This window comes from Streptomyces sp. NPDC041068, from assembly GCF_040647455.1.
Taxonomy (GTDB): Bacteria; Actinomycetota; Actinomycetes; order Streptomycetales; family Streptomycetaceae; genus Streptomyces.
In genome coordinates, this window is the sequence record NZ_JBEZCG010000002.1 from 149869 (window position 1) to 165947 (window position 16079).

The following is a 16079-nucleotide window of genomic DNA, read 5'->3' on the forward strand; positions in this document are numbered from 1 at the left end:
TGACGGCGGCCACAGGTTGCCTGATGTCCGGAAATTGGCCGCTAGGTCACAGAAGGGTCCGGATGGTGTCGGCGCACGGTGAGTGCCCCGTCACTTGGCGCGATGGGAGTTGCGGGGCGACGGCGTGGGGATGGGGGTCTGGGCCGCGCGCGTCACGTCCGCGACGAGCTCGACGACGTCGGGTCCGTACGCCTGTGAATTGACGATCTTCAGGAGCAGTACGAACGAGTTGTTGCCGTGCTTGCGGGCGAGCTTCTCGTGGTGGCGGGCCAGGTAGCGGGTGGCCGCCTGGCTGGTGACCGCGCGCTGGCCGCAGAAGAGGAAGACCGGTCTCGCCTCCTGGCCCTGGTCGGCGGTGAGCCGCGCGAGAATCACGTACTCCGTGAGCCCCGCCTCCAGGCGGTAGCGCTCGCTGCCGATCTGGAACGCGCCGCGGTCCGGGATCGGCTCCGGCTCGGTGTTCACGCGCACGCCGGGGAGCAGCGAGTGCATGTGCGCGGCCATCCTGCGGTTGGCCACCGGGCTGCCGACGCAGAACTCGGTGCGCTCGCCGAAGCCCTGCTGGGCCGCGTCGTGCGCGACGATCTGGGCGTGCGCCCCGCACTCCTTGATCACCGCGGCGAGCTCGATGAGCGCGAACACGTCGTGACGCACCACGGTCAGCTCGGGCCCGCCCGCGTCGCGGTTGACCACGAGCAGCGACTCGGAGTTGTCGGGCAGCCCGAAGAAGGCCTGCTTGCGGCGGAGCCTGCGCTTGGCGAGGTAGCCGCGGGCGAGCCAGCCAAGGACGGCGGCGATGCCGACCGCGATCAGGCCGAGGACGATGTTGCGCACGTCTTCAGTCATGGGGGCGCATGCTAGCGGCCCGTCGGATCCGTGTTCGAGCCAGGCCCTGACGCGGATGGGGCCCCGAAGTTACGCTGCGCAGACGGCTGTTGACTGGAGGTACGAATGCGGCGCGCTGTCGTACGTAATCTGACGCTATGGGCGGTCGGAGGGGTATTGGTGTCGGTCGGTGCGGCCGCGCCCCCTTCGCCTACGCGCTCAGCGGAACCGGCCACACCGGAGAAGACGCCGGTCGCCGTCGGCCACGGCGGCGCGGTCGCCAGCGTCGACCCGGACGCCTCGGCCGCCGGCATCGAGGTCCTGAGGAAGGGCGGCAACGCCGTGGACGCGGCCGTCGCCACCGCCGCTGCGCTCGGTGTCACCGAGCCGTACTCGGCGGGTGTGGGCGGCGGCGGATACTTCGTCCACTACGACGCGAAGACCCGCAAGGTCAGCACGATCGACGGCCGCGAGACGGCCCCGCGCACCGCCGACTCCGGGCTCTTCCTGGAGAACGGCAAGCCCATCCCCTTCGCCGACGCGGTCACCAGCGGCCTCGGCGTCGGCACCCCGGGCACGCCCGCCACCTGGCAGTCGGCGCTCGACGCGTGGGGCACCAAGAGACTCGGCACGGTCCTGAAGCCCGCCGAGCGCCTCGCCCGCGACGGCTTCACGGTCGACGCGACCTTCCGCTCGCAGACCGAGTCCAACCAGCAGCGGTTCAAGGACTTCCCCGCCACGGCGAAGCTGTTCCTGCCGGGCGGCAAGCCGCCGGTGGTCGGCTCGACGCTCAAGAACCCCGATCTCGCGCGTACGTACGAGGAGCTGGGCCGCAAGGGCGTCGACGCGCTCTATCACGGCAAGCTCGCCAAGGACATCGTGCGCACCGTGAACAAGCCGCCCGTCGACCCCGGCTCAGGACGGGTGGCCCGGCCCGGCGACCTCTCGCTCAAGGACCTCGCGACATACGAGGCGAAGCGCCAGAAGCCCACGAAGACCGCGTACCGCGGCCTGGACGTCTACTCCATGGCGCCCTCCTCCTCCGGCGGCACGACCGTCGGCGAGGCGCTCAACATCCTGGAGCGGACCGACCTGTCGAAGGCGTCCGAGAAGAAGTACCTGCACCGCTACATCGAGGCCAGCCGCGTCGCGTTCGCCGACCGGGGGCGCTGGGTGGGCGACCCCGCCTTCGAGGACGTACCGACCAAGGAACTCCTCACGCAGGAGTTCGCCGACTCGCGCGAGTGCCTGATCAAGGACGACGCGGTCCTCAAGAGCCCGCTGGCGCCCGGCGATCCGCGAAAGCCCAGGTCCTGCGCCGAGGGTGACAAGGCGGCCCCGACGACGTACGAGGGCGAGAACACCACGCACCTCACGGCGGCCGACAAGTGGGGCAACGTCGTCGCGTACACCCTCACGATCGAGCAGACGGGCGGCAGCGGCATCACCGTCCCCGGCCGTGGCTTCCTGCTCAACAACGAACTGACGGACTTCTCCTTCGCGCCCGCCGACCCGGCGGTGCACGACCCGAACCTGCCGGGCCCCGGCAAGCGCCCGCGTTCCTCGCTCGCGCCGACGATCGTGCTCAAGGGCGGCAAGCCGGTGGTGGCGCTCGGCTCGCCCGGTGGGTCGACCATCATCACCACCGTCCTGCAGACCCTGACGGGCTTCGTCGACCGGGGCCTGCCGCTGGTCGACGCGATCGCGGCGCCGCGCGCCAGCCAGCGCAACGCCGCGCAGACCGAGCTCGAACCCGGCCTGTGGAACAGCCCGTTGAAGAAGTCGCTCGAATCCATCGGGCACTCCTTCAAGGAGAACCCGGAGATCGGGGCGGCCACGGGCGTCCAGCGGCTGCCGGACGGCAAGTGGCTCGCCGCCGCGGAGAAGGTCCGCAGGGGCGGCGGTTCGGCGATGGTGGTGCACCCCGCCAAGTGACGGGGCGCGCTCAGGGGCCTCGCGTACAGGAGGCCCCTGAGCGCGTACGTCTACGAGGCGGGCGAGGCCGCTACGAGGCGGGCGACGCCGCGCAGTTCTGCTCCAGCTCGTTCGCCGCCCAGCGGATCGCCGACTCCGGGTCGTCGTGCAGGTACCGCAGCGTGGGCAGCGCCTCGCGGACGGCGGCGAGCTGGGCGTCGCCGCGGCCGCCGCGGGCCTGACGGACGTCGGCGAGGTCGGCGATGAGCAGCAGCAGCGTGCTCCGCGACTTGTTGTCCGGGTCCGTCATCAGCTCGACCAGGAACGGGATCGCGGGGACCGCCGCGGTCGACGCGGCCTCCTTGGAGACCAGGAGCCGGTACAGGTCGTGGACCGCGTCCATGGCGGTCTTCTTGTCGTCGGACGTGACCTTGCCGATCAGCTCGGGGATCATGTGGCCGGGTCCGCGCGCCGTCCACAGGGAGCCCCAGTCGACGCCGTCCAGGCGCAGTTGGAGGTCGCGGTGCGGCCAGAGCTTCGCCGTGTCCAGGTCGAGCGAGGCGGTGCCGTTCGCATCGGTGACGTGCAGGGTGGCGTCGTCGTCCATGCCGAGGAACGTGATGCCGGTGCCGAGGCGCAGTCCGGCCACCGCGTCGGAGCCCAGGTCCCAGACGCGGACCAGGCCGTCGTCCCAGGCGGCGGCGAGCGCGGGCCCGGTCTCCAACTGGGCTGCGGCCAGGGCCCGTACGGGGGTGCTGCGGCGGGCGAAGGGGGCGCGCATCGGCTTGCGGCGGGTGTTCCAGTAGCGGATCACGCCGTTCTCGTCGCCGCTCAGCACGAGGCGCCTGCCGCTGCCCAGCTTCAGACAGGCGAGCGCGCTCACCGGGGCGCGGTGCAGGGCCAGGCTGATGGTCTCGGGGGACTCGTCGTCGGTTTCCCGTACGTGTACGAAGCCTTCCGTGTCGCCCGCGGCCAGTGTCGTACCGTCCTGGTCGGCGGCCACCGACCGCAGGGCGCCCGGCGCTTCGACGAGCGAGGCGGCGGCTCCGGGCACGGAGGGCGGGTTGCTGTACCCGCGGGACAGGACGGTCCAGCGGCCGCGCGCGTCGGTCTCGCCCTCCGCGAGGGAGAGCGGGCCGAGGTCCTCCAGGGGCGCGGGGACCTCGGCCGGCGGGCGGATCGCCTTGTCGCCGGACCAGTCGACGCCGAGTGTCTCGGCGACCGCGATCAGCGCCTCGCGGGTGCGGGCGTTGATGACGATGCGGAAGTCGGCGCCGGGGCCGCGGCCGTGGCGTATGACGGCGTCGGGGGCGCCGTACGACAGGGCGTCCGTGCCCATCTCCTGCCAGGGCAGCAGGCCCAGTTCGCGGTACGAGGACTCCAGTCGCCGGACGACCTCCGGGTCGGCGTCGACGGTCGCGCGGCGGACCCGCAGCGTCCAGCCGTAGTGCGCGGGCATCCGCTCGAAGGCCAGCTGCATCAGGAACTCCGACAGCGACCGGCTCTGCACGACCCACTCGCCGCCGACGCTCACGACGACCCGGGGGTCGGGGAGTTCGGCCTCGGCGGCGAGGTACCCCCACTCGTGGCTGTAGTGGTACTCGGACATGAACACGCACACGCGCGCGTCGCCGCCGTCCGCCACGAGGCCGCTGTCCGGGGCGACTTCGAGGTCGGAGATCTTCGGCGGCCACTGCGTGTGCACCCAGTACAGACGCGGCTTGAAGGCAAAGGAGTTGTAGGACGCCGAGTCCCACCACTCGTTGAGGGCCTGGGGCACGGGCAGCGCCCAGTCGATGCCGTCGGTGCGGTTCTCGCCGCCCCACCGGGAGTGGCCGGGCTCACCGCCCGGGTCTTCATAGCCCCACTCCCGCTGCACCGCGTCGAGCAATTCCCAACGCGGGCGCCCCTGTTGCTGCTCCCTCAGCCGTTCCGCGAACTGTCCGTAATCAATGATCTCTGGCGTCACCGGAGAATCGTACGGATGATCTACGTCGGAAAATGTCCCCGAGGGGTCACAGTGCCGTGAGGATTCTGGGGCCGTCCTTCGTGATGGCGACGGTGTGCTCCGCGTGGGCGGCGCGGCTGCCGTCGTTCGTGCGCAGGGTCCAGCCGTCCGGGGCGGCGTGGTAGTCGTCGCGGCCGCCCGCGGTCACCATCGGCTCGATGGCCAGGACCATGCCGGGGCGCAGGGGCATGCCGCGGCCCGGTCGGCCCTCGTTCGGGACGCCGGGGTCCTCGTGCATCTGGCGGCCGATTCCGTGGCCGCCGAAGTCCTCCGGGACGCCGTACTTCTCCTGGCGGCAGACCGTGCCGATGGCGTGCGCGATGTCGCCGATGCGGTTGCCGACGACGGCCGCGGCGATGCCGGCCGCCAGGGCGCGCTCCGCCGTCTCGATGAGGCGGGCGTCCTCGGGGCGCGGGCGGCCCACGATGAAGCTGATGGCCGAGTCGCCGACCCAGCCGTCGAGGGTGGCGCCGCAGTCGAGGGAGACGAGGTCGCCGTCGCGCAGGCGGTAGGAGTCGGGGATGCCGTGCACGATCGCGTCGTTGACCGAGGCGCAGAGGACGGCGGGGAAGGGGGTCGGGGCGAAGTGCGGTTTGTAGCCGAGGAAGGGCGATGTGGCGCCGGCCTCGCGGATCACGGCGTGCGCGGCGGCGTCCAGCTCCAGCAGGGAGACGCCTACGGCCGCGGCCTTGCGGGCGGCGGTCAGGGCCTGTGCCACGACGCGGCCTGCTTCGCGCATCGCTTCGATCGACTGTTCCGTCTTGAGTTCCACCATGCCAATTACTATACCGGTATTTGAATGGGGGTCGGCTAGGATGGCCGCATGGTACGGACTCCTTTGACTTCCGAAGAGCGCGAGCGCGGTGAGCGGCTCGGGATGCTGCTGCGGGACGCGCGGGGGGCGCGGAGCATGGTGTCGGTGGCGGCGGAGGCGGGGGTCTCCGCGGAGACGCTTCGCAAGATCGAGACGGGGCGGGCGCCTACGCCTGCGTTGTTCACGGTGGCGGCGCTGGCTTCTGTGCTCGGGCTTTCGTTGGACGAGATCGTGGTGCGGTGCGAGTTGGCTGTGGCCTGAGCGGGGATCGTTGCGCTCGGCGGTATCTCCTGAACCGCCGCTCCGCGGCGGCGGACTCGTGCGAGTAGGGGTAGAGGGGGCGGGGGTGGCGCAAGCTCTACTCACGCGCAGCCGGCGGAGGGCGCGTCACGCGCAGCCGGTGGAGGGTGCGCCCCCCCCGCTCACCCGTGACCGCGTACGCGCGGGAGGGGACGTGGGGGTATGTCCGAACGGAGCACCGCGCACAACGCCACGCACAGCCGCAGCAACCAACCCCCGCAACAAAGATGGCGAGTACGGACATACCCCCGCGGCCCCGCCCCACAGTCGAAGAACAGGCGTAGACGCCCGCCCCCCACGCCGTCGCGGAAAACTGCGTGTAGTCGTCCCGTAACACGTCTGGTGTTATCTTCCGGAGCGGAAGACTCCTGTCTCCACGGGGTGGTGCTGGGTAGATGGCAGTGGGACAACTCCCGGATCATGTAAGGGAGTTCGCAAGATACTTGAGGGAGCTCCTGGGAAGGCTCGACCAGGACGCCGGATGGTGTGGCGTGTTCTGGCAGCGTGACCCGGACGGCATGCGCGCCTGCCTGGACGGCGCCGAGGTCCCTCCCTGGGACGTGGTGCAGGCGCTGCTCCACGACCTCGCGGCGGACCGAGGCATCCCCGAGGCCGAGCGTGAGACGGGCCCCGCGCGCGCCCTGCACCGCGCCTCCCTCGACGCCTACGACTCCCGGCCCGGCGGCCGCGAGCTCCTGAGCGACCGGCTCGACATGATGCTCACGGAGCAACGCATCGCCCTGGAGCGCGAGGCGGACCTCACGCGCCGCCTCACCGAGGCGACCGGCGCCGACGAGGTCGACCGCATCAACCTCGACCTGGCGTGGGTACGGGACGACCACGAGCGCGCGACCGCCCGCTGCGCCGAGCTCCAGGAGCGCATGGACCGGCTCGACGAGGCCGAACGCCCGTCGTGGGTGGACCTCGGCCACCGGGCGCACGGGAATCACCGGGCGCCCGGGAGCCACCGGGCGCACGAGAACCACGGGGCGCACGAGGGCTACGGAGCGCCCGAGAGTCACCGCGTGCCCGAGCAGGCCTCCTCGCCCGAGAGCCACCGCCGCCCCCGCGGCGCCCGGTACGCCGGTATCGAGGACACGGAGCCGGACACGGGGGAGTACGGGGAAGGCGCTCCCCTGGCCGCCTCCGCCCCCGCCCCCGCCGCCGAGACCCCCGCCGCACCCCGCGGCGCCCGCTTCGCCCCCGCCACGGAGGCCTCCGCCCCGTCCTGGGCCGTCCCCGAAGAGGAGGCCGACGCGGACGGCGAAGCCCCCCGCACCACCGCCGACGCCGTCCAGGACCTCCTCCGGCTCCGCGCCGAAGGCCGCAGCGGGGAAGCGCACGGCGTGCTCGTCGAGGCCACGGGGTGGCCCGCCGCCCGGCTGCCGGACTTCGCCGTGGAGCTGCACCGCGCGGGGCTCGCCGCCGACTGGGCGACGCTGCTCTGGGAGGCCGCCTCGCTGCCGCCCGACCGGCTCGTCGCGCTCGCGGACGCGCTCGCCGGGGCCGGCCGCGCCGACGACTGCAGGAAGCTGCTGCGGCAGGGCGTCGCGCGCCCCGCGCCGGAGATCGCCGAGGCCATCCTCGCGCTGATCGACGCGGGCCGTGAGCGCGAGGCCCGCGCCCTCCTCGACTCCTACCTCCGCTGCCGCACCCCCGAGGACGCCGCCCGCTGCGCGCACACCGACCCCTACCGCCTCATACCCCTGCTCCTGGAGACGGCGAAGGGTGTTTCGGAGGAGCACCACTGGGATCTGGTGCACGCCCTGCGCGTGGCGGGATTCAGTGCCTGACCGAGGCGCTCGCCCCGGTCGCCCCCGCCCCTTTCCGCCCGTTTCTCGCCCGCTCGGGTGCGAAACATGATCGACTCCGGCGGTTGACGGAGATGGTCTTGCTCAGCCCGCGGAGGAGGCATACGTTTTCCTGTCTACGCACCAAGTCTACGGGCGTAGAGGCTCTCTGACGTCCTCTCAAGGACATGCGAAGGAGCAGCTCATGGTCAACGTCGTACGCGCCGCACTGGTCCAGGCGACCTGGACAGGCGACACCGAATCCATGATCGCCAAACACGAGGACCACGCCCGCGAGGCGGCCCGCCAAGGGGCGAAGATCATCGGGTTCCAAGAGGTCTTCAACGCCCCCTATTTCTGCCAGGTCCAGGAGCCCGAGCACTACCGCTGGGCCGAGCCCGTGCCGGACGGGCCGACCGTCACGCGTATGAAGGAACTCGCCCGCGAGACCGGCATGGTGGTCGTCGCCCCCGTCTTCGAGGTCGAGCAGTCCGGCTTCTACTACAACACCGCGGCCGTGATCGACGCCGACGGCAGCTACCTCGGCAAGTACCGCAAGCACCACATCCCCCAGGTGAAGGGCTTCTGGGAGAAGTACTACTTCAAGCCGGGGAACGCGGGCTGGCCCGTCTTCGACACCGCGGTCGGCAAGGTCGGCGTCTACATCTGCTACGACCGCCACTTCCCCGAGGGCTGGCGGCAGTTGGGGCTGGGCGGCGCCCAGATCGTGTACAACCCCTCCGCCACCTCCCGCGGTCTCTCCGCGTACCTCTGGCAGCTCGAACAGCCCGCGGCCGCCGTCGCCAACGAGTACTTCGTGGCCGCCATCAACCGCGTCGGCCAGGAGGAGTACGGCGACAACGACTTCTACGGCACCAGCTACTTCGTCGACCCGCGCGGCCAGTTCGTCGGGGACCCCGCGAGCGACAAGTCCGAGGAACTCCTCGTCAGGGACCTCGACTTCGACCTCATCGAGGAAGTACGCCAGCAGTGGGCGTTCTACCGCGACCGCCGACCCGACGCCTACGAAGGACTGGTGCAGCCGTGACCGACCTGTACGACCGCCACCGGGCCGTGCTGCCCGACTGGCTCGCGCTCTACTACCGGCGGCCCATCGAGCTCACCCACGGCGAGGGCCGCCACGTCTGGGACGCCGAGGGCAACAAGTACCTCGACTTCTTCGGCGGCATCCTCACCACGATGACCGCGCACGCCCTGCCCGAGGTCACCAAGGCGGTGAGCGAGCAGGCGGCCCGGATCATCCACTCCTCGACGCTCTACCTCGACCGCCCGATGGTCGAACTCGCCGAGCGGGTCGCCTCGTTGTCGGGCATCCCCGACGCCCGCGTCTTCTTCACCACCTCGGGCACCGAGGCCAACGACGCCGCGCTGCTGCTCGCCACCTCGCACCGCCGCTCGAACCAGATCCTGGCGATGCGCAACAGCTACCACGGCCGTTCCTTCACGGCCGTCGGCATCACCGGCAACCAGGCGTGGTCGCCGACCAGCCTCTCGCCGCTCCAGACGCTGTACGTCCATGGCGGAGTCCGCAGCCGCGGTCCGTACGCGGCGCTGAGCGACGCCGAGTTCACCGCGGCCTGCGTCGCCGACCTGCGGGACATGCTCGGGCAGGCGCGCGGGGGAGTGGCGGCGCTGATCGCCGAGCCGATCCAGGGCGTCGGCGGCTTCACCTCGCCGCCCGACGGTCTGTATGCCGCCTTCCGCGAAGTCCTGGACGAGCACGGCATCCTGTGGATCGCCGACGAGGTGCAGACCGGCTGGGGCCGCACCGGCGAGCACTTCTGGGGCTGGCAGGCGCACGCGGAGAACGGCCCGCCGGACATCCTCACCTTCGCCAAGGGCATCGGCAACGGCATGTCGATCGGCGGCGTGGTGGCCCGCGCCGAGGTGATGAACTCCCTCGACGCCAACTCCATTTCGACGTTCGGCGGCTCCCCGGTCACCATGGCGGCCGGCCTCGCCAACCTCGCGTACCTCCTGGAGCACGACCTCCAGGGCAACGCGCGGCGCGTCGGCGGGCTGCTCATCGAGCGGCTGCGGGCGATCTGTGCCCAGCTGCCCGTCGTACGCGAGGTGCGCGGGCGCGGCCTGATGATCGGCATCGAACTGGTCGAGCCCGGCACGGACCGGCCGAACCCGCAGGCGGCGGCCGCCGTGCTCGAAGCGGCCCGCGAGGGCGGCCTGCTGATCGGCAAGGGAGGCGGGCACGACACCAGCGTGCTGCGTGTCGCCCCACCGCTGTCGCTGACCGTCGCGGAGGCGGAGGAGGGCGCCGCGATCCTCGAACGGGCCCTGCGCAGCGCGTAGGCGCTCCGCTGGTCGTGACGCGATGTGCCGTCGGTCGGCTGCGGCGCCATGGTGGCTGGTCGCGCAGTTCCCCGCGCCCCTTCGGGGCGCGGCTTGGTTCACCCGTACAACTCAGGAAAGGGAGCGCACCCCATGAGTACCCGCACCCTGATCCGCGGCGGACTCGTCGTCACCGCCGCCGAGGAGGCCCACGCCGACGTACTGATCGAGGACGGCAGGATCGCCGCCCTCGCCGCGAGCGGCAGTGACGCCGCGCGGGCGTGGACCGCCGAGCGCGTCATCGACGCCACCGACAAGTACGTGATCCCGGGCGGCGTCGACGCGCACACGCACATGGAGTTCCCGTTCGGCGGGACCTTCTCGTCGGACACCTTCGAGACCGGCACCCGGGCCGCGGCCTGGGGCGGCACCACCACCATCGTCGACTTCGCGGTGCAGTCGGTGGGGCACAGCCTGCGCGGGGGCCTCGACGCCTACTACAAGAAGGCGGACGGGAAGTGCGCGATCGACTACGCCTTCCACATGATCGTCTCCGATGTGAACGAGCGGACGCTGAAGGAGATGGACCTGCTCGTGGAGGAGGGGGTGACCTCCTTCAAGCTCTTCATGGCGTATCCCGGCGTCTTCTACAGCGACGACGGGCAGATCCTGCGCGCCATGCAGCGCTCGTCCGCCAACGGCGGGCTGATCATGATGCACGCCGAGAACGGCATCGCGATCGACGTCCTGGTCGAGCAGGCCCTGCAGGCGGGGCGCACCGACCCCCGCTACCACGGCGAGGTCCGCAGGGCGCTGCTGGAGGCCGAGGCCACGCACCGCGCGATCCGGCTCGCGCAGGTCGCGGGCGCGCCGTTGTACGTCGTCCATGTGTCGGCGCAGGAGGCGGTGGCCGAGCTGGCCCGCGCCAGGGACGACGGGCTTCCGGTATTCGGCGAGACCTGCCCGCAGTACCTCTTCCTTTCCACGGACAATCTCGCCGAGCCGGACTTCGAGGGCGCCAAGTACGTGTGCTCGACGCCTCTTCGGCCGAAGGAACATCAGGCGGCGCTCTGGCGCGGCCTGCGCACCGACGATCTCCAGGTGGTCTCCACCGACCACTGCCCGTTCTGCTTCTCGGGGCAGAAGGAACTGGGCCGCGGCGACTTCTCGAAGATCCCCAACGGCATGCCGGGCGTGGAGAACCGCATGGACCTGCTGCACCAGGGGGTCGTCGACGGGCACATCAGCCGACGCCGCTGGATCGAGATCGCCTGCGCCAACCCGGCCAGGATGTTCGGCCTGTACGGCAAGAAGGGCACCATCGCGCCGGGCGCGGACGCGGACGTGGTCGTGTACGACCCGACTGCCGAGCAGACCATCTCCGCCGCGACGCATCACATGAACGTCGACTACTCCGCGTACGAGGGAAAGCGTCTCACCGGACAGGTGGAGACGGTCCTCTCGCGCGGTGAACCCGTCATCACGGAGCGGGAGTTCACCGGGCGTGCGGGCCACGGCGCGTTCGTACCGCGCGGCACCTGTCAGTACCTGCGTTAGACCCCGGGCCACGGCTCGATCAGGAAGGGGCTTCACATGGACTTCGGACTCGTCCTGCAGACCGACCCGCCCGCCGCTGGGGTCGTCGACCTGATGAAGCGTGCGGAGGGGGTGGGGTTCACATACGGGTGGACGTTCGACTCGTGCGTGCTGTGGCAGGAGCCGTTCGTCATCTACAGCCGCATTCTGGCGGAGACGAGCACGCTGAAGGTCGGCCCCATGGTCACCAACCCGGGCACCCGCACCTGGGAGGTCACCGCGTCGACCTTCGCCACGCTGAACGACATGTACGGCAACCGCACCGTGTGCGGCATCGGCCGGGGCGACTCGGCGATGCGCGTGGCGGGGCGCAAGCCGAACACGCTGGCGCGGATCAGCGAGGCGATGAAGGTGATCCGGGCTCTGGGGCGCGGCGACGAGGTGGATCTGGGCGGCACGGTGCTCAAGTTCCCCTGGGTGCGCGAGGGCGCGGAGGTCCCGGTCTGGATGGCGGCCTACGGCCCCAAGGCCCTGAAGATGGCGGGTGAGGAGGCCGACGGCTTCATCCTGCAGCTCGCCGACCCGTATCTGACCCAGTGGATGGTCAAGGCGGTCCGTGACGCGGCCGTCGCGGCGGGCCGGGACCCGGCGGACGTGACGATCTGCGTCGCCGCCCCCGCCTACGTCACCGAGGACGAATCGCCCGCCGCGCTCGCCCACGCCCGCGACGAATGCCGCTGGTTCGGCGGCATGGTCGGTAACCACGTCGCCGACCTGGTGGCGAAGTACGGCGAGACCTCGGATGCCGTCCCCGCCGACCTCACGGACTACATCAAGGCCCGCGAGGGCTATGACTACGCCCACCACGGCCGCACGGGGAATCCCGACACGGCGTTCGTCCCGGACGACATCGTGGACCGCTTCTGCGTCATCGGCACTGCCGAGCAACACATCGCCAAATTACGGCAGTTGAGGGATCTGGGCATCGACCAGTTCGCCCTCTACGCCATGCACGACGCCCGTGAAGGCGTCATCGGCACCTACGGCACGGACGTCATTCCCGCCCTGCGCGACTGACCGACACGCCGCCCGCCGACGGCGGTGACGATCCCTCAAGGCCCCCTGCGACCACGCGCAGGGGGCCTTCCGCGTGCCCGCCCATTCAACACGCGTGAACTGCGGTGTCTTGCACGGTCGTTGGGATCTGGCTACCGTGACTGCGATAAGTAGCACGGCTACACAATAGTGTCCCTACAGGAGGTTGGTCCCGTGGAGCGCATGACACGGTGGGTGCTCGCTCACCGGTGGCCCGTGGTCCTGATCTGGGTGGCGTTCACCCTCGTCGGCGGCGCGATGGCGGGCAGCACCATCGACAAGCTCACCTTCGAGTCGCGGTTACCGGACCGCCAGGCCCAGAAGGCGAACGACACCCTGGCCCAGCGCTTCGCGCAGACCGGCGGCAAGAACGCACCGCTGCTGCTCACCGTCACCGTGCCGAAGGGCACCACCGTCGACAGTGCGGACGTGACCGAGCAGTGGGGCGACCTGATCACCAAGGTCACCCCGCAGGGCGGCCGCAGCGTCTCGTACGCGAGCACCGGCGACGAAGCGCTGCTCTCCAAGGACAAGCGCACCACCGTCGTGCTCGTCTACCCGCGCGCCAACCCCACCAACGCCCCCTACGACCAGTCCCTGCCGGCGATCAAGAAGACCGTCGAGCAGGCGAAGATCGCGGGCGCGGAGGTCGAACTCACCGGACAGCCCGTGCTCTCCGGGCGCGACAGCGGCGCCGCCCGCAGCCCCATCTACGAGACGCTGATCGGCGCCGTCGGCGCCCTGGTCGTCCTCGCCCTGGTCTTCGCCAGCGGCCTTGCGATCGTGCCCCTGCTGATGGCCGCCGTCGCCATCCCCACCACCTTCCTGCTGGTGCGCGGGGTCACCGGGATCACCGACGTCTCCTTCATCGTCCAGTACCTGGTGGCGCTGATCGGCCTCGGCGTCGCCATCGACTACGCCCTGCTCGTCGTCACCCGCTGGCGCGAGGAGCGCGCCAAGCCGGGCGCCGACGGGCCCGAACCCGAGGCGCGCAAGCTCGCCGTCGAGCGCTCCGTGGCCAGCGCGGGCCGCGCCGTGATGCTCAGCGGTGCCACGGTCGCCATCTCGCTCGCCGCGCTCGTCGTCCTGCCGGTGCCGTTCCTGCGCAGCGTCGGGTACGCCGGACTGCTCATCCCGCTGGTCAGCGTCGCCGTCGCCCTGACCCTGCTGCCCGTGCTGCTGTACGCGTGGGGCGACAAGCTGGACCGGCCGCGCCGCGCCCACCGCGCCGACAGCCGGCTGTGGGGCAGGATCGCCCGGGTGACCACGCGCAGGCCCGCCCTGTGCGCGATCCTCAGTGGCGCCCTGCTGCTCGCCCTCGCCGCCCCGGTGCTCGCCCTGCGGCTCGGACAGCCCGCCACGTCGACCCTCGCCCACGGCGGCAAGCCGGCCGCGGCCTTCGAGAAGATCGTGGACGCGGGCTTCGGCGAGGGCATCGCACGCCCCGTCGAGGTGGTCGTCGACGCGGCCGACGCCAAGGCGATGCAGACCGAACTGAGCCGCATCGACGGCGTCGCGGGCACCGTCGCCCCCGACGACTGGAACCGCCAGGGCAGCCGCGTCATCGACGTATGGACGAGTGACGACCCCTCCAGCAGCGGCGGCAAGGACACGGTCGACTCCGTCGTCGACACCGCCACCGGCACGCCAGGGACGCTGGCGGGCGGCGGCCCACCGGCCGACGGCGACTTCATCGACGCGGTCTACGGAAAGCTCGGCCTGATCGTCCTGTTCGTCGCCCTGCTCACCTTCATCGTCCTGGCGCGCACCCTGCGCTCGGTCGTGCTGCCGCTGAAGGCGCTGGTCCTCAACGCCCTTTCCACCTGCGCCGCGTACGGCGTCGTCGTCCTCATCTGGCAGAAGGGATACGGCAGCGAGCTGCTGTTCGACACCCCGGCGATCGGCGCGGTGACCATCTGGATCCCCATGGCGGTCTTCGCGTTCCTCTTCGGACTCTCCATGGATTACGAGGTGTTCATCCTCCACCGCATCAGGGAGACCCACCTCGACCTGCTCGCCAAGGGCCAGACCGACACCACGGTCCCGTCCGTGGTGACCGGCATCAGCCGCACCGGACGGCTCGTCACATCGGCGGCCCTGATCCTGTTCCTGGCCTTCACGGCCCTCGCCGGCATCCCCATCACCGACGTCAAGGTCTTCGCGACCGCGCTCGCGGCGGGCATCATCATCGACGCCACGGTGGTCAGGGGCCTGCTGACACCGGCCCTCGTCACCCTCCTCGGCCGGTCCAACTGGTGGTTCCCGAACGGCCTCGCACGCGTTCTGGCCGCCACGGGACCCGTGCCGAGCGAGAGCAGGACCGTGGCGGGCTCCGCTGCGAAGGACCCCGGACAGGCCGCGCCGAGTGAGGCCGACGAGAGGGAGAGCCGCGTCTGACCGATCCGCCCCACCCAGGACCGTGAGCCACCGCGACCCCCGCGCGGTGGCTCACGCCGGTCCGGGGCCGTGGCTCACCTTCCTGGTGGGGCATCGAAGGCCTCCTTGTCCTTGTCGTCGATACGGGCGGACACCATGATGCGTACGGCCATGACCTGCACCTCTCAATTCTCGTGATTTCTAACGGGGTTGGGGCTCCCGGGCGGCGCGGGCGGGGATGTGGTGGACGGCCTCAAGGACCCGCTTGTGCGCCGACTCGCGGAACGTCTCCAGGCGGGCGCTGAGCTCGGCCCGCTCGGGGCTCTTCTGGAACGCCTCGAGGGAGGCGCTGTCGGCCCGGTCGGCCATGAGCAGGTGGGTGCGCGGGGAGTCGGGGTCCCGCAGCAGCGTCTGGGAGACGCTGCCCGGCATCAGGGCGGCGGCCTGCGCCGTCTGCTGCCAGGTGGCGCGGAACTCGCCCTCGTATCCCGCGCGGACCGTCATCTCAAGTACGGCGCGCAGCACGGTGGTTGCACTCCTCTCCGTGATCTGTGACGGGTGATCCGTGACGGGGTGATCTGCGACGGGTGATCCGCGACGGGGTGATCCGTGACGGGTCAGATGCCGCCGTCGGCGTCGAGCGTGGCGCCGGTGATGTAGCGCGAGGCGTGCGAGACGAGGAACAGCACCACGTTCGCGATCTCCTCGGGCCTGCCGAGCCTGCGCAGCGAGATCATCCGCTCGTAGCGCGCCCGGCCCTCGGCCGCGACCGCCTTCATCTGGTCGGTCTCCACCAGGCCGGGCGCGACGCAGTTGACGCGGACGCCCCGCGGGCCGAGCTCCTTGGCGAGCGCGCGGGTCAGACCCATCACCCCGGCCTTGGACGCCACGCCCTGGTGGCCCGCGCGGCCGAGGCCATGACTCACGGCTACACCAGGGCCTTCCTCGGCGGGGCCGCCGTCTTCGCGGTGGCCGTCGTGATCGCGGGCGTCCTGATCGACGCGGGGCGGCAGGAGCAGGAGCGGGAGTCGATGCGGGAGCGGGAGCCGAAGCGGGAGTCGATGCGAGAGGCGGCACACGGCGGGGCGCGGGTCGGGACGCGGGTGAGGGGCAC

Annotated in this window: 14 protein-coding genes; 8 read left to right on the plus strand and 6 right to left on the minus strand. The window is 71.2% G+C overall.

Annotated features, from left to right (window positions below; translation table 11 throughout):
• Nucleotides 1-90: 90 nt before the first annotated feature.
• Complete coding sequence (locus AB0B50_RS04470; protein ID WP_362325446.1) at nt 91-846, minus strand: hypothetical protein; 756 nt, start codon at nt 844-846, stop codon at nt 91-93.
• Nucleotides 847-951: 105 nt separating this feature from the next.
• On the opposite strand from AB0B50_RS04470, the gene ggt reads away from it, so the two are divergent.
• Nucleotides 952-2760 carry a gamma-glutamyltransferase gene (gene ggt / locus AB0B50_RS04475; protein WP_362325448.1) on the plus strand — a complete coding sequence of 603 codons (1809 nt, stop codon included), beginning with the start codon at nt 952-954 and terminating at the stop codon, nt 2758-2760.
• Between the two features lie 70 nt (nt 2761-2830).
• Here ggt and AB0B50_RS04480 read toward each other — a convergent pair whose 3' ends face one another.
• Nucleotides 2831-4708: a hypothetical protein gene (locus AB0B50_RS04480; RefSeq protein WP_362325451.1), complete on the minus strand. Its 1878-nt coding sequence runs from the start codon at nt 4706-4708 to the stop codon at nt 2831-2833.
• A gap of 46 nt (nt 4709-4754) precedes the next feature.
• Entirely contained in the window at nt 4755-5522 is a 768-nt protein-coding gene (gene map, locus AB0B50_RS04485) for a type I methionyl aminopeptidase (protein WP_362325454.1), read from the minus strand.
• A gap of 48 nt (nt 5523-5570) precedes the next feature.
• Between map and AB0B50_RS04490 the strand changes: the two genes are divergently transcribed.
• The 7 genes from AB0B50_RS04490 to AB0B50_RS04520 all read left to right on the plus strand — a co-directional run bounded on the left by AB0B50_RS04490 (nt 5571) and on the right by AB0B50_RS04520 (nt 14986).
• Entirely contained in the window at nt 5571-5822 is a 252-nt protein-coding gene (locus tag AB0B50_RS04490) for a helix-turn-helix transcriptional regulator (protein WP_362325457.1), read from the plus strand.
• Nucleotides 5823-6352: 530 nt separating this feature from the next.
• Entirely contained in the window at nt 6353-7654 is a 1302-nt protein-coding gene (locus AB0B50_RS04495) for a hypothetical protein (RefSeq protein ID WP_362325460.1), read from the plus strand.
• Between the two features lie 202 nt (nt 7655-7856).
• The gene (locus AB0B50_RS04500; RefSeq protein ID WP_362325463.1) at nt 7857-8699 is read left to right on the plus strand and encodes a nitrilase-related carbon-nitrogen hydrolase; all 843 of its coding nucleotides are present in this window, start codon (nt 7857-7859) and stop codon (nt 8697-8699) included.
• Nucleotides 8696-9979 carry an aspartate aminotransferase family protein gene (locus AB0B50_RS04505; protein WP_362325466.1) on the plus strand — a complete coding sequence of 428 codons (1284 nt, stop codon included), beginning with the start codon at nt 8696-8698 and terminating at the stop codon, nt 9977-9979. The genes AB0B50_RS04500 and AB0B50_RS04505 overlap by 4 nt, the downstream gene beginning before the upstream one ends.
• 132 nt (nt 9980-10111) lie before the next feature.
• Nucleotides 10112-11515 carry a dihydropyrimidinase gene (gene hydA, locus AB0B50_RS04510; RefSeq protein ID WP_362325469.1) on the plus strand — a complete coding sequence of 468 codons (1404 nt, stop codon included), beginning with the start codon at nt 10112-10114 and terminating at the stop codon, nt 11513-11515.
• Nucleotides 11516-11551: 36 nt separating this feature from the next.
• Nucleotides 11552-12571, plus strand: a complete 1020-nt coding sequence (locus AB0B50_RS04515; RefSeq protein WP_362325472.1) for a TIGR03842 family LLM class F420-dependent oxidoreductase — start codon at nt 11552-11554, stop codon at nt 12569-12571.
• A 201-nt stretch (nt 12572-12772) separates the two neighbouring features.
• Nucleotides 12773-14986: an MMPL family transporter gene (locus AB0B50_RS04520; protein ID WP_362326781.1), complete on the plus strand. Its 2214-nt coding sequence runs from the start codon at nt 12773-12775 to the stop codon at nt 14984-14986.
• Between the two features lie 180 nt (nt 14987-15166).
• Here the strand turns inward: AB0B50_RS04520 and AB0B50_RS04525 are convergent, their stop codons facing one another.
• From AB0B50_RS04525 to AB0B50_RS04535, 3 genes are all read right to left on the minus strand, one after another.
• Nucleotides 15167-15490 carry an antibiotic biosynthesis monooxygenase gene (locus tag AB0B50_RS04525; protein WP_362325475.1) on the minus strand — a complete coding sequence of 108 codons (324 nt, stop codon included), beginning with the start codon at nt 15488-15490 and terminating at the stop codon, nt 15167-15169.
• Nucleotides 15491-15582: 92 nt separating this feature from the next.
• Entirely contained in the window at nt 15583-15891 is a 309-nt protein-coding gene (locus AB0B50_RS04530; RefSeq protein ID WP_362325478.1) for an SDR family oxidoreductase, read from the minus strand.
• Nucleotides 15892-15893: 2 nt separating this feature from the next.
• A complete protein-coding gene (locus tag AB0B50_RS04535; protein ID WP_362325480.1) occupies nt 15894-16079 on the minus strand; it encodes a hypothetical protein in 186 nt (61 codons plus the stop codon).